Origin of the sequence: Anseongella ginsenosidimutans, from assembly GCF_008033235.1 — a bacterium.
In the GTDB taxonomy this organism is placed as follows: Bacteria; Bacteroidota; Bacteroidia; order Sphingobacteriales; family Sphingobacteriaceae; genus Anseongella; species Anseongella ginsenosidimutans.
On record NZ_CP042432.1, the window covers coordinates 3,898,171 to 3,919,542 of the forward strand.

The 21,372-nt window shown below is 50.3% G+C and carries 16 protein-coding genes; all 16 read right to left on the reverse strand.

Annotated elements, in window-relative coordinates; all coding sequences use genetic code 11:
• Positions 1-40 precede the first annotated feature (40 nt).
• Positions 41-1,321, reverse strand: a complete 1,281-nt coding sequence (ltrA, locus tag FRZ59_RS16440) for a group II intron reverse transcriptase/maturase (protein ID WP_225975245.1) — start codon at positions 1,319-1,321, stop codon at positions 41-43.
• Between the two features lie 56 nt (positions 1,322-1,377).
• Entirely contained in the window at positions 1,378-1,707 is a 330-nt protein-coding gene (locus FRZ59_RS18570; RefSeq protein WP_132130826.1) for a hypothetical protein, read from the reverse strand.
• Between the two features lie 275 nt (positions 1,708-1,982).
• Positions 1,983-3,743, reverse strand: a complete 1,761-nt coding sequence (locus FRZ59_RS16445) for a RagB/SusD family nutrient uptake outer membrane protein (RefSeq protein WP_132130517.1) — start codon at positions 3,741-3,743, stop codon at positions 1,983-1,985.
• 28 nt (positions 3,744-3,771) lie between these two features.
• Positions 3,772-7,275: a TonB-dependent receptor gene (locus FRZ59_RS16450; RefSeq protein ID WP_192901582.1), complete on the reverse strand. Its 3,504-nt coding sequence runs from the start codon at positions 7,273-7,275 to the stop codon at positions 3,772-3,774.
• Positions 7,276-7,484: 209 nt separating this feature from the next.
• A complete protein-coding gene (locus FRZ59_RS16455) occupies positions 7,485-8,543 on the reverse strand; it encodes a FecR family protein (protein ID WP_132130519.1) in 1,059 nt (352 codons plus the stop codon).
• A gap of 126 nt (positions 8,544-8,669) precedes the next feature.
• Positions 8,670-9,242 (reverse strand): RNA polymerase sigma-70 factor, encoded by a 573-nt coding sequence (locus FRZ59_RS16460; RefSeq protein WP_132130520.1) that lies wholly within the window; start codon positions 9,240-9,242, stop codon positions 8,670-8,672.
• Positions 9,243-9,398: 156 nt separating this feature from the next.
• Positions 9,399-10,610: an MFS transporter gene (locus FRZ59_RS16465; RefSeq protein WP_132130521.1), complete on the reverse strand. Its 1,212-nt coding sequence runs from the start codon at positions 10,608-10,610 to the stop codon at positions 9,399-9,401.
• A 32-nt stretch (positions 10,611-10,642) separates the two neighbouring features.
• Entirely contained in the window at positions 10,643-11,650 is a 1,008-nt protein-coding gene (gene obgE, locus FRZ59_RS16470; RefSeq protein WP_132130522.1) for a GTPase ObgE, read from the reverse strand.
• Positions 11,651-11,653: 3 nt separating this feature from the next.
• Positions 11,654-12,226, reverse strand: a complete 573-nt coding sequence (locus tag FRZ59_RS16475; protein ID WP_132130523.1) for an adenylate kinase — start codon at positions 12,224-12,226, stop codon at positions 11,654-11,656.
• Positions 12,227-12,464: 238 nt separating this feature from the next.
• Positions 12,465-13,886 carry a glucuronate isomerase gene (gene uxaC / locus FRZ59_RS16480; protein ID WP_132130524.1) on the reverse strand — a complete coding sequence of 474 codons (1,422 nt, stop codon included), beginning with the start codon at positions 13,884-13,886 and terminating at the stop codon, positions 12,465-12,467.
• A 17-nt stretch (positions 13,887-13,903) separates the two neighbouring features.
• A complete protein-coding gene (locus FRZ59_RS16485; RefSeq protein WP_132130525.1) occupies positions 13,904-15,094 on the reverse strand; it encodes a glycoside hydrolase family 88/105 protein in 1,191 nt (396 codons plus the stop codon).
• Positions 15,091-16,518 carry a glycoside hydrolase family 28 protein gene (locus tag FRZ59_RS16490; RefSeq protein WP_132130526.1) on the reverse strand — a complete coding sequence of 476 codons (1,428 nt, stop codon included), beginning with the start codon at positions 16,516-16,518 and terminating at the stop codon, positions 15,091-15,093. Before FRZ59_RS16490 ends, FRZ59_RS16485 begins: the two co-directional genes overlap by 4 nt.
• A gap of 5 nt (positions 16,519-16,523) precedes the next feature.
• A complete protein-coding gene (locus FRZ59_RS16495; protein ID WP_147698373.1) occupies positions 16,524-17,744 on the reverse strand; it encodes a RagB/SusD family nutrient uptake outer membrane protein in 1,221 nt (406 codons plus the stop codon).
• Positions 17,651-18,184 (reverse strand): RagB/SusD family nutrient uptake outer membrane protein, encoded by a 534-nt coding sequence (locus tag FRZ59_RS16500; RefSeq protein ID WP_147698374.1) that lies wholly within the window; start codon positions 18,182-18,184, stop codon positions 17,651-17,653. Before FRZ59_RS16500 ends, FRZ59_RS16495 begins: the two co-directional genes overlap by 94 nt.
• Before the next feature lie 16 nt (positions 18,185-18,200).
• Positions 18,201-21,029 (reverse strand): SusC/RagA family TonB-linked outer membrane protein, encoded by a 2,829-nt coding sequence (locus tag FRZ59_RS16505; protein ID WP_147698375.1) that lies wholly within the window; start codon positions 21,027-21,029, stop codon positions 18,201-18,203.
• Positions 21,030-21,061: 32 nt separating this feature from the next.
• Positions 21,062-21,268, reverse strand: a complete 207-nt coding sequence (locus FRZ59_RS16510; RefSeq protein ID WP_147698376.1) for a carboxypeptidase-like regulatory domain-containing protein — start codon at positions 21,266-21,268, stop codon at positions 21,062-21,064.
• Between the last annotated feature and the right edge of the window lie 104 nt (positions 21,269-21,372).

The window sequence follows — 21,372 nt, forward strand, 5'->3', positions numbered from 1 at the left end:
GATTGAGTAGGAGGCGAAATTGTTAGATTTCGCCGTCCTCTCACACCACCGGACGTACGGTTCCGTATCCGGCGGTTCCAGTGCCTACTGTTTTCTTGTAAATCAAATATCTGTCCAGCAGGCTTTCTAAGCCAAGGTGTCGGAAATACTTCTTAGGAAAGGCTTGATTCATGTGGCTGGCCCCGGAATTCCACCATGGGCCGCGGTCGTTGAACGAAGACTGAACAGCTCGCTCCTCCGACAGCCCTGCGGCCATCAGACGCAGGCGTCTTGTCCACCTTCGTTTCCATTGCCGCCACTTGATCAGTCGTAACCGCCTGCGGATCCATTCATCCAGCTCCTCCGCAATCCCTTTCATGTCCGCTATACGGTAATAATTCAGCCAGCCCCTGAGATGAGGGTTGAGCTGTTCAGTGATAAACCTTCCTATGTTTCTCCCTCTACCTTGCCTGAATAGCCTCTTGAGTTCCTGCCGGAGACGTCTCAGGCTCTCGGGGGATACCCGGATCCCCACCCCGCCTTTCTTCCAGTAGAAGCTGAAGCCCAGGAATTTTCGTTTTCCCAGACGATCTGCCTTGCTCTTTTCCTTGTTCACTTTCAGCCGCATCTTCCCTTCCAAAAAGCGTGTTAATGAGGCATATACCCGTTCCCCGGATTGCCTGGTTTTCACGTACACGTTGCAGTCATCAGCATATCGGACAAACTTATGGCCCCGCTTCTCCAACTCTTTGTCCAGTTCGTCTAATACGATATTGGACAACAGCGGCGATAGCGGTGACCCTTGAGGAGTGCCTTTACTGCGTGGTTCCAGCACCCCGCCCTCCATTATACCTGCTTTCAGGCAACGGTCTATCAGGCGGTGCAGCTGCCATTCTCCCCGGGTCTTTTCCATAATCCGGCTCATCAGTCTTCGGTGGTTGACCTCGTCAAAAAAGTTTGACAAGTCCATATCCACTACGTATTTGTAGCCCTGCTCCTGATAAGTCTTTGCTTGTTCAACTGCGGATGATGCCCTGCGCCCTGCACGGAAACCGTAGCTCTGATCTGAGAACGTGGGTTCCCAGATCGGACTCAATACTTGCTGGATAGCTTGTTGGATCAGCCGGTCGGTGACCGTGGGGATACCCAGCATTCGCTGGCCTCCTCCCGGCTTCGGTATGGTTACCTTCTTTACCGGCTGGGGGCAGTAGATGCCCCCTTCCAACTCTTCTTTGATTCGTTGCCAGTGTGTTTGGAGATACGGCCGCAGCTGGCTGACTTCCATCCCGTCTATCCCCGCCGAGCCTTTGTTGCCCACTACCTTTCGGTAGGCAAGCTCCATGTTCTCCTTACTAACAATTTCCTCTATCAGATACTTCTTTACTGGGGTCGGATTTTCTACCGCGGGTATAGAAGTATCCGCACCAGGTGCTTTCCCGACCACTTCCGGTAGTCGTCCTTCACCCCTGGCCAAATGGCTTCCACCATTCGCTTCTGCTTCTTGCTTCTGTAACATGATAGCTCCTTCCCGTAATCATTGGTTCGGCCCTTCGTTCCGGATAGTAGAACTACTATGGCCTCTGCTGACTCCTGATCGCTCAGCCGGATGTCTTCATCCGGGTTGTTCCTTACAGGGATACCGCACGTCCCCTCCGCTAACTTTCCGATCAGGTCTCCCCGGGTAATGCACAGCTCCTTCACGCTTATACCTGCCGCATCTACATCCATGCCTTCCGGATAAGTACAGGACTTTAGAGATGATGGCCTCCTTGTCCGGCATGTATGCCTTATATGCGATTCCTGTTCGTCAGGCCAACGCTTTGCCTTCGGCTTCCTTCAGATTCCACCTCGCGATGGACACCCTTGCCGCTCGGCTAACAGTTCCCCTTACCGGGCCTGTAGAGGACTTTCACCTCCGAGAGGCTGTGCCCTGCCGGGCACACCAAAAAAAGCCGGAGTATGGATTCAATGTCCATGCTCCGGCTATAAAACAATATGACGACCTATTGATATCCGGGATTCTGCGTTAGGGTTGTTTCGCCATCGACCCTACTTATATCGATCTGCGCCTGTGGAATCGGATAATACTCGTTCTTGTCATTGGTGAAGCTGGCACCAGTCACATCACTGGTAACCGATCCTTCATAGTCAAAATAAGCATCGAGTACAATCTTGGCAATCCCCCATCTAACCAGGTCAAAGAATCGGTGGCCCTCCATCCCTAATTCCAGTCTCCGTTCAAACCTGACAGCTTTTCTGGCTTCTTCTTTATCGGCGAATGCAGGATAGAGATTGATTTTATAGTTTGCGGCGGGCGTATTTGTAAATCCTTCCAGCGGATTTCCATTATCAACATATGTATGCACCCAGCCGTCTTCATTTGCCGCCCGGCCTCTCACCTGATTTATATACTCCCTGGCTTTTTCAAGGTTATCTAGTTCAATTTCGGCTTCAGCTGCCATCAGAAGTACATCAGCAAAGCGGATAATCAGTACGTTATTTGCAGTACCGGGAGCCCAGGAGCTTTGATCCGCATTTGCCTCCTGCGTTTCCTGCCAATAAACGTACTTTTTAGGAGAATAAGGGCCTCCATAAGACTGCAGCCGTACCCAATTTTGCCCTCCATGAAGCCCCCAGTCGAGATAAGGCAGCTCACGGCGACCAACGGTCCAGTCAAGCCGCGGATCAAGTGTTCCTGTATATGGTGTGAAAGGGTCACTGCTATTAACCCCCATATCATTTTTAACAGGGTTCGCATTATAGTTTTCTAAATAGGGCAATCCCGTCGCAGGATTGGTTTTGAAAGAATTTACCAAATCCTGGCTTGGTTGAAAAAAGCCGCAACATCTGAAAGTAGCGTTATATGGAAAGTTCAGCATGTTTCCGTCATTTGCGTTGGATATGCCATTAGTTCCATCATGGGAGACCATTTGTATCGCAAATACAGATTCTTTGTGATTTTCCCATTGCGCGTAAAAAACCTCGTAGTAGTTGTCAAGTAAACCATATGCAAGGCCATTGGATGTTTGCCCTTCTGTGATTACCTGATCAAATACTGCCTTGGCTTCGGCATATTTTTTCTGGTATAGATAGGATTTTGCAAGATAAGCTGCTGCAGCCCATTTATTCGCTCTTCCTACCTCGGATTGGGTTGCCGGTAAATTATCATATGCAAACTTGAAATCCGCCTCTATCATTGGCCAAACATCCTGATCATTCGGCTGCTGATAAATAGTAGTGGTTTCATCGATCCAGGGGACCATATTGAACATTTTTTTTAGGTCGAAATAGAAATGAGCTCGCAGGAATTTTGCCTGCCCTTCTATATTTGTCGCTTCCGCCTCAGTCAACTCGCCTTCTGGCATAGTTGCAAGGACCGCAAGCACCGAGTTAGCTCGTGAAACACCTTCGTAGTCCGCGCGCCATTTATTATTCAGAAAACCATTGCTGGCATCCGTCCGGAAGGTAGCAATAGAATTAATAGCGGGCTGATCGCCGCCATCGCTGCCTTTATGTGCATCTCCTCCGGCAATATCGCCATATATCCAGTTACTCGGCGCAACCTCCCATGGATTCCCGTTTCCGCTCCCATCCAACGCGCCATAGGCACCGATCAGCAGCGAATTAACACCCTCCTTTGAAGCAAGAACCTCATCCGACAGCGAGCCCAGCGCGGGTTGTTCAAGATAAGAATCACTGCAAGAATGTACGGCAAGACCCAGGGTAGCGGCCCCAACTATTAATAAATAATTTAACTTTTTCATTTCGCACGTATTTAATTTGCGCAATAGGTTAAAATGTCAGGCCCAGACCTAACAAAAACTGTTGCATATTAGGATAAGCTCCTTCATCAATCCCAAAACTGACGGTTCCACCCGATATTTCCGGGTCAACTCCTGAATAGTCTGAGATCGTAAAAAGATTTGCGGCCTGCAGATAAATTCTCAGCCTGCTGATCCCCATTCTGTCAAGCGTTTCTGACGGAAACGTATATCCGAGCTGCGCGTTTTTTGCCCTGAGGTAAGAGCCTTTTTCAACGTAATATGAGTTGGGCACCCCGTTAGTACTGACGTAACCGTCCTTTTCCTGGATAGGAGCGATCGCATTGTGGTCTTCTTTTGTCCAGGAATCATAAAGCGCGGTATGACTCTTTGCCCCTTGGAAAGAGGCGTTAAAGTCGTGCCACCATTTTAACTGGTTCCATATATCATTACCCGCTGTCCCGAAGAGGAAAAAGCTGAAATCAAACTGTTTGTATTTCAAACCCAGGTTAAGCCCATAGCTGAAATCAGGGTTAGGATTACCCAAAACCGTTCTGTCATCAGCCGTTACCATACCGTCACCGTTTATATCGGCGTAACGAAAACGCCCCAGGCCGATATCTGTCTGGTAAGTTCCGGTAGGCGACCCTGCGTTAGCGGCCGCAATATCTTCTTCGGTATTCCAGAAACCTTCAATTTGATATCCGAAAAATGACCCGATAGGGCTTCCAACCTGGTTCCGGACAATAAACGAACCGTTAAACCTTCTTCCATCCGTATCAAAATAATCCGCGCCGGCAGAAACCTTAAGTATTTCATTACTATACGTAGTAAAGGTGACCGTGGCATCGAGCAGCAGATCTTTGGTTATATCGAGGTATGTTGTCGCTGACAGATCCAGTCCTTGATTTCTCATCTTTGCGATGTTAATGAAAGGCGCAGTAACGCTACCGGCCGTACCTGGAAGCGATGGATTGTAAAGAAGATCATCCACGTCCTTGCGGTAATATTCTGCCGTCAGATCCAATTTACCTGAAAACAAGGTGGCGTCAAGCCCTATGTTAGCGGTTATGTTCTTTTCCCATTTAGCATCCGGGTTTCCGACACGATTTCTTCTGAAGCCTTCTGTTATGCTGTTATTGCTTCCACCTATATCGTAATAAGAAGTGGTTCTGTCACCCGAAAAGGTAGTAAACGCATTGTCAGGAGCGACATTCATCTGGTTTCCCATCACGCCATAGCTTCCTCTCAGTTTCAGTTCGTCCAGCCAGGGACTGTTCCAAAACTCTTCTTCGGATATACGCCATCCGGCGCTTACAGCAGGAAACCAACCGTACTGGTATACCTGGAACCTTGATGAGCCGTCACGACGGACAGTAGCGCTTAAAAGATACCGGTCTTTAAAGGTATAATCGACCCTGCCGAAGAGTGAAAAAAGTGCATCCTCATATCGACCGCTTGCGTTATTCCGCGTTCCTGAACCTGATCCCAGATTGGTAAAATCCGGGTCAAATGAAAAATACCCCTGGGTGGATCCGCTAAGGTTTCTTCCCTGATTGTGATAAGCTTCTGTACCTGCCAGTACAGTAAGATCATGCATATCATTGAAGACCTGGTGATAGGTGATCATATTAGTCCACGTCCAGTTATTCCCATTGTAAGAACTTTCATTGTACGTGTTCGTAGGAGTGTTCTCCTTATTTTCATATTCAGGATAGGCAAATGATTGTGCAAATCCTGAATAGAGTTCACCTCCAAACTGGGTACGAACGGTAAAATGTTCCGCAAAGTCGGCTTCGGCGAAAATATTCCCAAAGATCCGGTAAGCGTTTGCTTTATTATTGGCCGTACGCTCTAATATTGCGACCGGATTCCTGGCATTCCCAAGCTCTGTTCCAGCTGAGCCTGCATAATTCCCCATAATGTCATGTACAGGAATAATTGGCTGTTGCCGGTACGCATGTCCTATTCCGCTACCTTCCGTCAATTCGGCAATACGCGGATTATCTATTACGGAAAAGGAAATATTTTCACCTATTCTTATATTGCTGCTTACATTATACTGGCTATTAGCCCGTATCGTATATCGCTTCATATACGTATTGATAAGCGTTCCCTCCTGATTAAAATAATTCATTGAAAAGAGGTAATTTCCCTGTTCCCCGCCCCCGCTTACCGAAAGGTTATGACTGGTCATCGGCGCCGGATCGAATATCTCGTCAAACCAATTGGTTCCCTGCTTATTGGCTTTAACAATGCGATAAAAGCCGCCAACAGCGTCCGAATTAGTATAAAAGGGATCTACATTGTAATCTTCAATATCAACCTCTCCTTCCATTGCTCCGTCTGGCTGAATGTAGTCGGGTAATCTCGGCGTACTGCCGTTTCCATACTGCACATCGTTTCCTATGTTTGCCGGATCGGCCATCCATTTAAGCTCGGCCATTTCCATGGGTGAAAGAATGTCCCAGACATTGCCGCTTGGCGGAAGCTGGGTACCGTAGTAGGCATCGTAGGAAACTTTTACTTTACCATGTCCTCTCTTGGTGGAGATGATGACTACGCCGTTGGCGGCCCTGGAACCATAGATAGATGCGGATCCGGCGTCCTTCATTACCTGCATAGTGGCAATGTCATAAGGATTCAGATCGTTGATGTTTTCCGTTGGAACGCCGTCCACTACAAAAAGCGGGCTGTTATTGCCGAAAGTGTTGATCCCCCTGATACGGATCTGGGGAGGATCTCCCGGCTGGCCGCCGCCAAGTACCGTAACCCCGGCGGCACGGCCCTGCAGCTGCGTGGTCACATTAGCCGTGGGCTGTTGTACCAGATCCTGCACGTTCACTACCGATACGGCGCCCGTCAGGTCCTTTTTCTGCTGCGTACCATATCCGACTACCACCACCTGTTCTAAGCCGGCCACGTCGGATTCCAGCGCAACATTCAGCACCGTTTCATTACCGGGAGCCCTTTCAACGTTTTTATAACCCAGGAAAGAAAAAACAAGTGTTTCTTCCGGTGAAGCGGCGAGGGAATAGTTTCCTTCAAGGTCGGTAGCGGTTCCGCGTGTGGTACCCTTGATCGTAACGGCTACCCCGGGGATAGGATTGCCGCTTACCGCGTCGGTCACCTTGCCGGTAATCGTAGTTTGGAGCGGCCGGCGGAGGTCGATCACCAGGTCCTTTTTAACCTTTCCCGGGGGGGACGAATGATTTTTCATTTTTCCTAGGACGATGCGGTCATTGATCACATCATAAGCGATGCCTTTGGAATGAAGTAATTCGTCCAGGACCGTTTTAAGGCTGGCGTGCTTTGCCTTAATACTGACAAGGCCTTCGGTGCTTACCACGTTTTCGCTGTAGACGAATTTGATCCTGGTTTTTGCTTCCAGCTGGGAAAGGACTTCCGTCAGGCTGACCTTTCGAACGGAAATATCCACCTGTCGATCAAGTACATGTTGAGCCAGGCCATCCTTCGCGTAGGAAACACAGGTAAACAAAATGGCTATGACTAATTGGCTGAACGTAATTCTCATGATTTTACGCCAATCGATTTGTACAATAAAATTCATAAATTTGAGAGTTTCGTTGTGAAAAATGAGACAAATTGTCCCCCTTCACTTTCAAAAAAGTGTTAGATGATAAAGGGGGATGATGATTTTGCCGGGAGTGGAGGCAACACTCCCGGTTTTTTTTACTTAGATGGGTGGTCTTTTTTTCATATGCTTGGGTTTGGTTTTTAATATTATATATCCAGTTTCAGGATGATCTCCTTTCCTTTCATCTCGTAGGTTAAACTCAGGGATTTTTCAAGCATCTGCAAGATATCCGGAAGATTCTGATTGGTAAAATCCGCCTTCAGGATATAATTGTTCAGTTCTTTGTCCGTTTCAGCTACTTTCAGGGACACGTCAAACTCTTCATTAAGAACTTTCACTACCTGGCTCACCGGGGCGTCATTAAAGGAAATCGTATTCTTTTTCCAGATATTAAGTTCCGGTTGCTTTTTAGTGCTGTAGGGCTGTTTTTTAAGCTGCTTTTCGCTTTGCAAAAAAACCGCCTTTTCATCTTTCACCAGCAGCAGCTCCTCCTTGCCTCCCTTGTCGGACTGTGAGGGCAGGCTCACCGAAACCTGCCCGGTAAACACCGAAACTTCCGCAGAAGGACCGTTTTTAAATGCTTTGATATTAAAACTGGTTCCTAATACCCGGGTTACCAGGTCGCCGCTATATACCGTAAAGGGCCGGGAAACGTCCGGGCTTACTTCAAAAAATGCCTCTCCCGACATGCTTACTTCTCGCTTATCAACCGCAAATTCCGAGGGAAAAGAGATCCAGGTTTCCGGCTTTAGCCAGACAACGCTTCCATCGGAAAGTGTCTGCCGGAGAATGGTCTTGCAGGTGTTTTCCACCAGGACTTCTCTTGCCTCTTCTTTTTGCACAATTTCACCAGCGTTTTTCTCTCCTGGTGACGAAAATTCCGCGGGAACGACCGGTCTGTCCAACAAGACGCCGAGGGCGATCAGCAGTAACAGGGCTGCGGCGGCGGCGCCCAGGAAAACCGGCCTCCTCCTGGTTGAAAACAGGGTGGGCCGGGGTAATGCATTATGCATGCGAAGCCGCTGCATCACCTCATTATACATCATTTCCTTTAGTGAGGTGCGTTCTTCAGGAGAAAGAACACTCATGGGTTCAGCTTCCTGTTCGAAGGAATCATACCATTTCCGCACGAATGCCGCTTCTTCAGCTGTACATTTTCCGGCCAGGAAATCCCGTATCAACTCCGGTGAAATAATTCTTTTCATTAAATTGGTTTAAGGGAAGCCCCTTTTAGTCTAAGTCAGGTCAAAGCAGCCTATCCCCTACTCCCTGTAATAAAAAATTTACATTAATTCATTCAGGAGTTGTCCGGAGGTAGAAAAATCCGGCAACTACAAAAGGAAGAGAGAGGCGATGCTGTCCTTAAGGCCGGCCCGCATTAGCCGCAGGGCTTTTGTAATATGATTTTCAACGGTCTTTTCGGAGATATTCAGTTCAAGCGCTATTTCCTTGTTGCTCTTTTGCTGCTTCCGGCTGAGTTCGAATACCTGCCGGCATTTTTCGGGAAGCTGGACGATTTCTTCCTCCAGCTGCTGGCTGAGATCGTTAAGTAAAATGGTTTCTTCAGTAGAATTATCTATCCGCAGCGAAGCTTCCGGCAGGGTACTGCGGTAATTACGTCTCACCAGCTCCTTTTCAATGTGATTAAACACCTTATAACGGACGGCAGTCAGCAGATAGCCTTCAAGCGAGGCCCTGATCTGTAATTCTTTCCCGCTTAACCATAAGCTCGTGAAAAGGTCCTGTATTATTTCCTGGCAAACCTCCCTGGATTTTACCCGCTTATAAGCCGCGCTATAAAGCCTGGACCAGTAACGGTTGTAAATCTCTTCGAAAGCGGCTATGTTCCCCTTTTTCAGTAAGCCTGTAAGATCATTATCCGAAAGCTTTTCATAATCTCGCATTCCGCCGGTTCAGATTAATGGAAGACAAGTCACAAAATTGTGACCAAAGCCCTGTCGGTTAAATTTCGCGAAAAAAATTAACATTAACAAAACAGGCGGAAAAATGCTACAAGTGTCCGGTGCGCCCTGGCGTTGCAATGGCTGGCCTGACAAATACTAATTTTCCTTTTCCAGCGGGCGAATACGAGTGACCAGCGGAATCGTAACAAGGGAAACCAGTGAAGCGAGGATTCCCACCCAGCCAAAATGGTATAGCTTACCGTCGGCTCCTACTACGACAATCAGGCCCGCAAGCATGGTGGCCAGGCCTGCAGAGAGCTGCTGCACCGCGGAGTTAAAACTCATGAAGCTTCCCCTGTGTTCCGGGTTCACGGTAGATGTTATAAGCGCCAGCCCGGGAACGCTTCTTCCCGATACCAGGATAAAGAACAGGGTACAAGCGCCTACCGCCAGCGGCAGTGGCATAACGCCTATATGGGTAACCAGCAGGATAGGAAGTACGGAAAGAATGCAAAGTATGATCAGCATTTGCCTTTTTCCGTATTTGTCGGATAGCTTGCCGATGATCTGCGATGAAACAAAGGTAAACGCCCCTCCCACCAGGTAGTTATAAACAAGTTCCATTTCGGTCATCCCGACATTTTTTACAAAGTAGGGACTGATAAATGGAATGACGGTGAATCCCGCGATCATCATTAGCATCATCAGCACCAGGGCCCGCAACTGGTTAGGGTCCTTTAAGATAAATTTTAAGACTGAAACCGGCTTCAGGAGCGGTTTCTCCTGCAGGTGCATTTTCATGGAAGGCAGGCCGAATAACGCGATCAGGAAAACGATCGCCGAAAACAAGCCAAGGCTCAGGAAAGGCATATGCCAGTTAAACTCAGCCGCCAGCCACAGCCCTATTGGAACGCCCATGACCGAGGCGACGGCAAATGCGGCCATCACTTTCCCCATCGCGCTGCCCCTGCGCTCATAGGGAATATAATCCCCCACTATTGAATAGATCAGCGCACTGATCACCCCTCCGAAAAGGCCGGTAACGACCCTCGCAAGCAGCAGGAAAGTGTAGTCCGGCGCCAGCGCGCAGAGCAGGGTCCCTGCCGTGAAGCCGCCGAAAGAGGAAAGTAATGCTTTTTTCCGGTCAAAACGATCGATAAAGAAGATCCCTATAAATCCGCAGATCCCTGCGCTGATGGTATAGGAAGAAACAACGAGGGCAAACTGCGTGGCATCAATGTCAAAAATCCTCATTAACTGCGGCCCCATGGGCATCACAATCACAAAATCGAGGATATATGCGAAATTAATGGCTGAAAGGATCAGCAATAATAAGGTTTCGTTGAATCGTTTTGGCGCTGTGAGCATAAAGGATTAAACACCAGGCCAGCCCCTCTGGTTTACTCCTGCTGATCATTTTCCTGTATCTCCTGCCAGATCAGGTCTTTTAATTCCTGTATGCCCTGGCCGGTAACAGATGAAATAAAGATAGCCGGAAGTTCCGAAGGCACTTCTTTTGCCAGCTCCCGCATCAGTTCCTCATCGAGCAGATCAGCCTTCGTGATCGCCAGGACACGGGGCTTATACAGCAATTCGGGGTTGAACTTTTCGAGTTCTTTCAATAATACGCCATATTCTTCCCGGATGCTGTCGCTATCGGCGGGCACCATAAACAGCAATGCCGCATTCCGTTCTATATGGCGCAAAAAGCGGATGCCTAAGCCTTTGCCCTCAGAGGCTCCTTCTATAATTCCGGGAATATCCGCCATTACAAAAGACCGGCTGTCACGGTAGGATACTACTCCAAGATTGGGTACCATGGTCGTAAAGGGATAATCGGCAATTTCCGGTTTAGCCGCAGAAACTACCGAAAGCAAGGTAGATTTACCGGCATTTGGAAAGCCTACCAGCCCTACATCCGCCAGTAATTTGAGTTCAAGAATATTCCATATTTCCTGTCCCGGCTCGCCAGGCTGGGCGTAACGCGGCGTTTGGTTGACGGAAGATTTAAAATGCCAGTTTCCCAGCCCTCCTCTTCCTCCGGGGGTCAGGATCGCGGTTTGTCCTTCCCGGGTGATCTCCATGATCGTTTCCCCGGTTTCCGCGTCCCGGGCAACAGTTCCCAGGGGTACTTCCAGTATAATGTCTTCCCCATCCGCCCCTTTCTTCTGCTGAAAGGAACCGGGTTGCCCGTTCCCCGCGATAACGTGCTTTCTGTATTTAAGATGAAGCAAGGTCCACAGCTGCCTGTTTCCCTTTAAAATAATATGACCTCCCCGCCCGCCGTCGCCGCCGTCGGGCCCTCCTTTAGAGGTAAACCGGTCACGGTGAAAATGAGCAGACCCTGCTCCTCCCGCACCGGAACGGCAGCAGATCTTCACATAATCAACGAAGTTAGGGGCAGGCATCTTTTACCAGCTGTCAATGACGGAACAGACTTTCCGGAAAATATCGTCAATACTGCCAATGCCGTTCACAAAGGAATATTTACCCTGCCTCTGGTAATACTCGGCAACGGGCGCGGTTTTGTTCCGGTACTCTTCGATCCGTTTTGTGATCACTTCCGGCTTGGCATCGTCCGGACGGTCCTGTTCCAGGGCGCGCTTTGCCAGGCGTAAGCGAAGTTCTTCTTCATCCACCTCCAGTGCGATCATCCCGGATATCCCGCTATTCCGGGATTCCAGCAGCCGGTCCAGCGCTTCCGCCTGTGCAACCGTACGGGGAAAACCGTCAAAAATAAATCCGTTGGAATCCTTGCCGGCATCCAGTTTATTATTGATCATCCCGATGACCACTTCGTCGGGGACAAGAATGCCCTGATCCATCAGCTTCTTCGCTTCCAGCCCAAGCTCCGTTCCGCCCGCGATCTCGCCGCGAAGAATATCCCCCGTGGAAAGATGTACCAGCTGGTACTTGTCAATGATCTTTTTCGATTGTGTTCCCTTCCCGGCACCCGGGGGGCCAAATAAAACAATATTAAGCATAGGCAGGCAAATCTAAGGAAATTTAGCAAGTATCCAGATAAAAACTGATGCCGGAGAGCGTTGTTTTCCAGGACGCTAGCCGCGGGCAAATATCAACAACAAGTTTATACTAACAAGTATATATATCTGATAAACAGATAACTATGTAAAAATAGTACGAATCCGGACTATCTTTGAAAAACGACAGTTGCCGGCAATGTATTTATCTTATAAACAGAAGATTACCTAAAACCAGGTATTAAAGCGTCACATCAACTGAATCCCAGTTAAAATATTGATTTGCATTATGATAACAAATATTTTTAACGATACCCCCCACCAACTCCATGTCAGCCGGCAATTCTCCGGCAGCCATTTCCTTTCCGAAGAGGTTGCAGAGTATTCGCCGGAAGTATTCATGACGGGGGTAAGAAAGGAAGCTGCGGGAATCAGTGAGCATGCCTACGAACCTGCTTAACAGCCCCATGTTGGAGAGTGTGTTCAGCTGTTTTTCCATGCCATCCTTCTGATCCAGGAACCACCAGGCCGCCCCCCACTGGACCTTCCCCGCTACGGACCCGTCATTGAAATTTCCGGCCATGGTAGCCATCACTTCGTTATCGGCGGGATTCAGATTATAGAGGATAGTTTTAGCAAGCCGGTTATCCCGGTCAAGCCGGTCCAGGAACCGGGCCAGCCCCGCGGCCTGGGGAAAATCGCCGATTGAATCCCAGCCGGCGTCTGCCCCCTGCAAGCGCATCATGCGTGTATTATTATTCCTTAGCGCGCCAAGATGATACTGCTGCACCAGGCCATTCTCCCAATCCCAATGGGCAAAGTGCAGCAGCATGGCTGATTTGAATTTCCTGCCTTCCGGCAGGTCCGGTTTCCCACCTCGAAGAACCTTCATATAAATCGCTCTGATCTCGCTTTCGGTAAAATCTTCTGCATACATCTCTTCCAACCCATGATCGGATACCCGGCATCCGTTCCGGACAAAATAATCGTGGCGGCTTTTAAGCGCAGAAAGAAAGCTATCAAACGTGTTCACCGCCATTCCGCTTACCTCCTCCAGTTTTCCGAGATAGTTCCTGAAAGTCTCAGGATCGGAAATATTCATCGCCCTATCGGGACGGAAAGCCGGCAGAACAGGGATTTCAAACGCTTCTTCTTTTAGCTGCCGGTGGTATTCCAGCGAATCGAGCGGATCATCGGTGGTGCAGATCAGCGCTACCTTCATCCTCCGCAGCAGGTTACGCACCGAAAAAGCAGGAGTCTGCAGTAAGTCCGAACACTCCCTGTAGATTCCGGCGGCCGTGCGGGGATTAAGGACTTCGCGTATATTAAAATAGCGCTGTAACTCCAGGTGCGTCCAATGGTAAAGCGGATTGCGAAGGGTGTACGGAACCGTTTCGGCCCATTTTTCAAATTTTTCAGCATCGCTTTTTGCGCCGGTGCAATAGCTTTCATCCACCCCGTTGGTCCGCATGGCCCTCCATTTATAGTGGTCCCCGTAAAGCCAGATCTGTGTAAGGTTTTCAAACCGGTGGTCTTTTGCTATCAGCTCCGGCGGAAGGTGGCAATGATAATCTAAAATGGGCATAGGCGCGGCATACTCATGAAAAAGCTGCCTTGCTGAAGGAGTACTCAGCAGGAAATGTTCATCCAGAAATTTTGTCATGATAGCAACAGGTTGTTTTATTGGCGGGTTAAGTTCATTTCGCTTGCGGCAAGTATAAAGGCGCCAACTCCTTTAGGGTCGTTTACAACCACTGGTTCGGAAAGATAATATGCATAGCTCCCGTCCCGGTAAGGATCTCCTCCAAGCCCGGAAACAGAAACCGTCCCTTCCAGGTTGATCAAACCCTCTTCCGCCTTGCTGATAAAACGATCAAGAATGGCTTCATAGCCGGAGCTGACTGTTTCCATATACTTTTCAGGCAGGTAACCATTCCTCACCCCTTTTGCCAGCGCGTACACGAACATACAGGAAGCGGAGGCTTCCGGATAATTCCCCTTTCCCCCGGGGCGGTCCAGCACCTGGAACCAAAGCCCTGTCCGGGTATCCCGGCTAGCAGATACCGCTGCCGCGAAACGGTTAAGGATGGCAAGGAGGGAATCCCTCTTCGGGTGATCCGGAGGAAAATAATCCAGCACATCTACCAGGGCCATGCCGTACCAGCCCATTGCCCGGCCCCAGAAATGCGGCGAGCGGCCCGTTTGATCGTCTGCCCATTCCTGTTCACCGGATTCATCCCAGCCATGGTACAACAAGCCGGTTTTAGCATCCCTTGAATGCTTTTCCATCAGGATAAACTGCCGGGCGATATCATCGAAAGATCCTTCCTCATTAAATTCCAGCGCGTATTCCGCGTAAAAAGGCTCGCCCATATACAGGCCGTCAAGCCACATTTGCCAGGGATAGCGTTTTTTATGCCAGAACCCGCCCTCTGAAGTACGCGGATGATGCCGCAACTGCTCGCGCAGGGTATCCGCCGCGATGCGGTACTTTTCCTCGCCTGTTTCCCGGTACAGAAACAACAAGGTCTTACCGGTATTGATGTTATCGATATTATAATCTTCTATCTTATACGTGCGAATGGCGCCGTCCTCTTCTATGAAATAGTCAACGCTGCTGCGGATAAAATCAAAATATTCCTGCTTCCCGGTTGCTTTCCATACCTGCTCTATTCCCTTCAGCACAACACCCTGTTCATAGGTCCATTTTTCCGGATGGCCTTTACCATCCCACAAGTGCTTTATAGCGGAAACTGTCATCAGCTCGGCGTAATCCTTCGCCGGCGGCCCCTGTGCAAAGGCAGTAAACAGGCAGCAGAATAGCGATGCGCCGGCAAACAGGCTACCATGGAAAAATTTACAACGTTTCATAATTGTTCTCCGTTAACACGTACATTTTGCAGCGAAAGATCTTCAACCCCTTCGGCCACGTTCGCCTTCTTTACATTTTCAAACCGGGAGTTCTCAATCCTGATATGCTCCACCGGATGCGCCGGCTCCCCTTCGATACGGACGGCATACTCCGATTTTTCACAACTCATATTTTGCACCAGCACATTGCGTACAGTAGAAAAATGGGATCCCCGTTCATCGCTGTAGAACATATTTATACGAATGGCGGCCCCGGACACTTCGCCCACCTCTATATTCCGGAGAAATACGTTTTCCACGATGCCGCCCCGGTAAGAATTGGACTTGATTCGCAGCGCCCGTTCCAGGTTAGGGCTGCTCATCCGGCAGTTTTCGGCAAACACGTTCCGGACACTACCTGATATTTCACTGCCAATCACCACCCCTCCATGACCGTCTTTCATTACGCAATCGCGAATGATGATATTTTCGCTGGGCACATTCACTCTTCTCCCATCATGGTCCCTCCCGGATTTAATGGCAATACAATCATCACCCGTATCAAAATAGCAATCAGCAATCAGCACGTTTGACGAAGATTCAGGATCACAACCGTCGCTGTTAGGGCCGTGGCTGATCACCTGCACCCCTTGTATGGTTACATTATTACACAGCACCGGGTTCATCACCCACATGGGTGAATTGCGGATGGTGACGTTTTCAATCAGCACGTTCCGGCATTTGTAAGGCTGGATAAAATTGGGTCGCAGGTAGCTCCCTTTCCCGAATATGCGTTCCCGTACCGGGACGCCGTTCTTTGCCAGCGCCTTCATACTGTCAATGGCCGGCCCCTGCCATCCGGCGTCTTCACTACCTTTTCTCTTCCAGGGCCACCAGTGAAGGCTATCGGCTTGCCCGTTGAGCGTTCCACTACCGGTTACAGCAATATTTTCCTGCTCGTAGGCATAAATAAGCGGGGAATAGTTCATAATCTCTACCCCTTCAAAGCGGGTATATACTACCGGCAGGTAATCATCCGGGTCGGTACTGAAGAGTACTTCCGCGCTATCTGCCAGGTAAAGGTTCACGTTGCTCTTCAGGTGAATGGGCCCGGTCAGGTACTTCCCGGCCGGCACCACTACCCTGCCTCCGCCAGCTTCATTGCAAGCCCTGATGGCTGCGGCAAAGGCCCCGGTACAGTCAGTAGCGCCATCGCCCTGCGCCCCGTAATCCGTTAGTAAAAAATCCCGGTCCGGAAAAACAGGAGGCTTAATGGCCGCCATTATGCTATCGGCTTTCTGCCAGGGATCATCGCCGGCGGCGCCTTGGGCAGTTCCCTTGTTGCAGGCGGTAAATGCCGTGATGCCGACAGCGAATGCCAGCAGGAACAGAAATCCGCTCTTGCCGGCGAACCAGCGGGATGTTTTCGTTCGGTTCGTTCTCATATTCACTAATAGCCAGGGTTTTGGGGAAAATCCTTGTTCGAATTCAGGTTCAGGGCATCCTGGGGAATAGGACGCAGGATCTTGTCCTGCCCGTCCGGTCCTGTAAACGGATCAGGAATATTACGGACATCCTTATTGTACCGCATGACCCGTTCCCGGAGGGTGCCGGTACGTTTCAGGTCAAACCAGCGATGAAACTCCCCGATCAGCTCGCGTGCCCGCTCGTCAAGGATCTCTTCCAGGGTCACCTGGGCGGGGTCCGTCAGTACCAGGTCGCCGGCATTCAGCTCCGCCCGCCGCTTTACCTCGTTGATCCGGTCCATGGCTGCCGGGAGGTTCCCTGCCTTAAAGTACGCTTCCGCGGCTATGAGGTAGGTTTCCGCCATCCGCGCCAGGAAAATATCCCGGACGCTGGTGCCGTTACCGAATACGCCGGGACGCGGATCGTCAAATTTCCGCACATCGGGGATCATGTTATCGAAATACTGGATGGGTTGCTCCCATCTGTTGATCGCCGGATCGGCCTGGATCAGTTCATAGGGCAGGATCTCCGTAGCGGCACGCTGCGCCGGATCAGCTGCCCGCCATGCCGCGGTATCGGCTACTTCCCATGACTGGGGAAAATACCGCCGCACCACCAGGTTCGATCTGTCTGCTACGTCGTAAAAATCATAATAGCGGTCATATACCTGGTTCATAAAAGATCCTTCCCACCGCAGGTCATTCGCGCTGAACAGGTCATACACATAGGAAGTTGGGATAAGGGAATAAGTCCGGTAGGGATAACCCTGCTGCAAGCCTTCTCCGCCATGATAAGGGCCGAAATAGGCGCTTTGTATGCTTCCCGCGGGATCTCCGTCCAGGTTCAGTGAACCTTCGTCATACTGAATCGAAAATAAAATTTCGGGGTTCTGATCATTTCCCGGCCAGAAAAGGTCATGAAAAGAAAGAGAGGAAAGATCATAGCCACCGGCTGCTTCGTCCGCAAGCTGCGCAGCCATGTCAAAATCGCTATCCGCAGCAAATGTTTCGTAGCCCCTTGTAAGATGTACCTTGGCAAGGTAATGCAGGACCGCCCGCCTGGATACCCTCCCGAACTCCGGGTTTTCTTCCACAAGGGAAAGCGCTTCGTTCAGTTCAGCGAGGATGAAGGCATATACCTCTTCCGCAGAAGCCCGGCTGAAACTGGTTTCCGGCCCTGTGAAGGCTTCGGTAACCAAAGGCACCCCCCGAACGACTGTACCAGCAAAAAATAATAATAAGCGCGGAGAAATTTAATCTCTCCCTTCCTTGCCGGAAGGACGGCGGTCTGCTCCGTGAGTTCGCTGTAATAATCGCCCACGTTGCAAAGCTGGATAGCGCTGTAACAAGCTTTATAAAAGTCGCCTACTGCCCCTTCGGCCGGAGAGAGCGTCTTATAACTGGTAAGGCCGGTGGGGCCGGTTCCCCTTCCGTCCACGTACATATCCGTTCCGGACATAAACATCCAGGGCGCGCTGTAAACATCGCGGAGGGAGGAATAGGAAGCGTTCACCAGGTTCTCAAAGCCTGCGGCGGTAGTATATAAGTCATCGGACAAAACATCCGTCTTATTTACTTCGTCCAGGTAATCACTGCAACCTGAAAGGGAGAACACGATGGCCGTTGCTATAATAGTCTTTTTCATCTCTTTGCTGCTTTGGTTAAAACTTCAGGTTAACACCCACCTGGTAGGTAACGAAGCTGACGCCGCCGCTTGAAAGGCTGGCATCGGCCCATTCCGGATCAAACCCGTCATACTCCGTGAAGACGAAAGGATTCAGCACATTTGCATATACTCTTAAGCTTCCGATTCCAGCCCTTTCCAGCATGTCCGAAGGGAAATTATAGCCAAGCGTTATATTTTTCACTTTCAGGAAGCTGGCATCCCGGTAATAACCCACGCGTGAATCCTTCCAGTAAATTCCGGCGTTTTTCGGCTGGGGATACATGCCGGATGTCCTGGCGGAAGTAACGGGGTTTTCCTGCATGTACCAGTCAATATCCAGTTTGCTCCGCCCCCTGTCTTCATGGTTGGTGAACTCGGCGTGAAAGGGGCTGTACACGAACATGCCTTGCCTGGCAATCAATGCGACAGAAAGGTCAAATGCCTTAAAGGTAAGCGTGGTAGAAAGGCCGCCTGTCCAGTCCGGCATTTTGGTTCCGATAATGGTTTTGTCCGCTTCCGTTATGGAACCGTCGCCATTCAGGTCCCGTACCCGGCCCTGACCCTCGGATTGCCCGAAAGCGGCTGCCTCTTCGGCTTCCGCCGCCTGCCAGACACCGTCCGCCGCCCAATTGTAATAGCTGTTCAGCGGAAAACCTACTCTTACAATATCATCCGCATCGTATCCGTCTCCCAGTTCCTGGAATATTTCGTCCGTGTCTTCATAAAGGGCAGTTACCTCGTTATTATTCCTGGCGAAATTAATGCTGGTACTCCAGGTCAGGTCAGGAGTACTGATATTTACGGAAGTCAGGCCTACTTCCACCCCCTTGTTCACCACCTCGCCGATATTCTGCGGAATAACGCCGTAACCGGCCTCAAAGGGAAGCTGCCTGGAAAGGATCAGCTTTTTGGAGACCTTATTGTACACGTCCACCGAACCGCTGAGCCGGTATTTGAAGAAAGAGAAATCCAGGCCCGCATTCAACTCCCCGGTACGTTCCCAGGTGAGGTGCCGGTTGGCAATTCCCGTGGGGCGAATGCCGCCCATCGGCGTGCCGCCGAAATCATAGTACGTAGGCGTACTTGCCCTTGCCTGTGTTTCATACGGCCCAATGACCTTGTTTCCGGTAAAACCGTAACTGAGGCGGAGCTTCATATCGTCTATGAAACCGGCGTTCTCCAGGAAGGCTTCTTCCGATAGTTTCCAGCCTAATGCGGCCGATGGAAAACTTTCCCACTTGTTCCCGTCTGCCAGTACGGAAGCCCCGTCCCATCGGTTGGAAACCGTCAGCAGGTATTTATCCATGTAGGAATAATTCAGGCGCAGGGCGAAGGATAAGATCGTTTCCCGGGCGTAATCGCCATCCACCTGCAGGGTGGTCAGATCGCCGCCGGAACCCACGTTATGGTAACTTTTCGCGCTCATGTCCATGCGGTCCTGGGACATAAAGCTCACTTCATCCCGGAACATGTTCATCGAAACAAGGCCCATGGCATTAAAACTATGCTCGCCGGCCGTCTTGTTATAGGTTACCTGGTTATCCCAGATATAGGAGAATGATTCCGTGTTCTCAATCTCCCCTCCGGGCTGCCCGCCCACCCTTCCTTCGGAATCAGTGCCGAGGAACTGGCCGTATTTATCCAGTTTATACCGCGGAGAGAAAGTGGTCTTCAGGCTCAATCCCTCCAGCGGAACATACTGCAGGAACACATTCCCGATCGCATAATAAGTCCTCGTTTCCTGGCTGGCGTTGGCCATGTCTACCAGGGGATTGACAGAACTGGTGAAATTAATATGATAATTGCTGCTGGTGCCATCTACGAGGTCTTTACCCGGCTGGACGATCAGTTCCCCGTCTTCCGTATTGTAGGGGCTCATGAGCGGGTTCATTCGGAAGGCATTCACCATCGCGTTTGGCGCCCCGGCCTCGTAATCGGCCAGGGCAAGGTTCAGGTTAATGCCACCACTCCATTTTTCATTCAACTGCTGGTCTATGCTGGCCTTGAAGTTATACCGCTGGTATTTTTCATTGATCACGTTTCCTTCTTCCTGCTGGTAACCCACCCCGAACGTATAACCGGTATTATTGCTCATCCCTGACAGGGAAACCCAATGATTAGCCTGGCTCCCGTTCTGTGTCACCAGGGAAGGCCAGTCCGTAAAATCATTTTCGTCCAGCCTGCGCTGCATTTCATCACTCTGAGTATTGAACCCGGGAGCTTCCGGCACCGGGTTCCCCCGGGTAATGGCCTCACTGATATAAGCATCCTGCCGCCAGTTCATCCATTTATCACCGGACATGAATTCCGGCATACGGGCAACGTTTCTCACCCCCATATAACCGTCATAAGAGATCACGGCCTTCCGGTTCACATCGGCGCCCTGCTTAGTCGTGACCAGCACTACCCCGTAGGCCCCCCTTGAACCGTAAATCGCGGCCGAAGAGGCATCTTTCAGAATATCAACCCGCGCTATATCCTGGGGATTAAGGAACTCAATTCCATCGGTAATGACCCCGTCTACCACGTAAAGCGGGTCGCGCCCTCCCTGAATGGATTGCTGCCCCCTGATCCGGATGTCAAATCCGGCTCCCGCACGGCCGCTGGAGTTGGAGATATCTACTCCGGCCACCTGTCCCTGCATTGCCTCTACCGGGTTCAGCGCCCCCCGGCGGTTTAATTGTTCATTATCCACCACGGCAACCGCTCCTGTTAGGTCCTTTTTCCTGACCGTACCATACCCTACCACCACCACCTCATCAAGGCTCTGCACATCGGCGGCAAGCTGAATATCCAGGCGGTCCCCGCTTAGGGGCGCGGTCATGGTCACATAACCGATGAGGCTGAAAGTCAGCGTTACCTCCCCGGGGGAACTGCGAGCGTATAGTTTCCGTCTATGTCGGTTTGGGTGCCTCCTTGCGCTCCCTGGACCTGCACCGCTACTCCCGGCAAACCGGCCCCTGATTCCTGGTCAGTAACCGTACCGCTCACCTCCCTTGTCTGGGCATATGACGGAGCGGCGCAGGTGGCAAGCATCAGCATGGTGAATAGTAATTTTCTCATAGTAATTGGTTTAAGGCATTACCTCCATCCAGACCGGAGGCTTCTAAACAAGTTTACAGAGATATGCCCCTTAAAAGAAATAATCCTGCCGATTTATTTACGCA

Bases quoted from the DNA above. Each gene is read 5' to 3' on its own strand.
- ltrA (WP_225975245.1), bottom strand. From the start codon at position 1,321: ATGGAGCTTGCCTACCGAAAGGTAGTGGGCAACAAAGGCTCGGCGGGG.
- FRZ59_RS18570 (WP_132130826.1), bottom strand. From the start codon at position 1,707: ATGGATGTAGATGCGGCAGGTATAAGCGTGAAGGAGCTGTGCATTACC.
- FRZ59_RS16445 (WP_132130517.1), bottom strand. From the start codon at position 3,743: ATGAAAAAGTTAAATTATTTATTAATAGTTGGGGCCGCTACCCTGGGT.
- FRZ59_RS16450 (WP_192901582.1), bottom strand. From the start codon at position 7,275: ATGAGAATTACGTTCAGCCAATTAGTCATAGCCATTTTGTTTACCTGT.
- FRZ59_RS16455 (WP_132130519.1), bottom strand. From the start codon at position 8,543: ATGAAAAGAATTATTTCACCGGAGTTGATACGGGATTTCCTGGCCGGA.
- FRZ59_RS16460 (WP_132130520.1), bottom strand. From the start codon at position 9,242: ATGCGAGATTATGAAAAGCTTTCGGATAATGATCTTACAGGCTTACTG.
- FRZ59_RS16465 (WP_132130521.1), bottom strand. From the start codon at position 10,610: ATGCTCACAGCGCCAAAACGATTCAACGAAACCTTATTATTGCTGATC.
- obgE (WP_132130522.1), bottom strand. From the start codon at position 11,650: ATGCCTGCCCCTAACTTCGTTGATTATGTGAAGATCTGCTGCCGTTCC.
- FRZ59_RS16475 (WP_132130523.1), bottom strand. From the start codon at position 12,226: ATGCTTAATATTGTTTTATTTGGCCCCCCGGGTGCCGGGAAGGGAACA.
- uxaC (WP_132130524.1), bottom strand. From the start codon at position 13,886: ATGACAAAATTTCTGGATGAACATTTCCTGCTGAGTACTCCTTCAGCA.
- FRZ59_RS16485 (WP_132130525.1), bottom strand. From the start codon at position 15,094: ATGAAACGTTGTAAATTTTTCCATGGTAGCCTGTTTGCCGGCGCATCG.
- FRZ59_RS16490 (WP_132130526.1), bottom strand. From the start codon at position 16,518: ATGAGAACGAACCGAACGAAAACATCCCGCTGGTTCGCCGGCAAGAGC.
- FRZ59_RS16500 (WP_147698374.1), bottom strand. From the start codon at position 18,184: ATGAAAAAGACTATTATAGCAACGGCCATCGTGTTCTCCCTTTCAGGT.
- FRZ59_RS16505 (WP_147698375.1), bottom strand. From the start codon at position 21,029: ATGACCGCGCCCCTAAGCGGGGACCGCCTGGATATTCAGCTTGCCGCC.
- FRZ59_RS16510 (WP_147698376.1), bottom strand. From the start codon at position 21,268: ATGAGAAAATTACTATTCACCATGCTGATGCTTGCCACCTGCGCCGCT.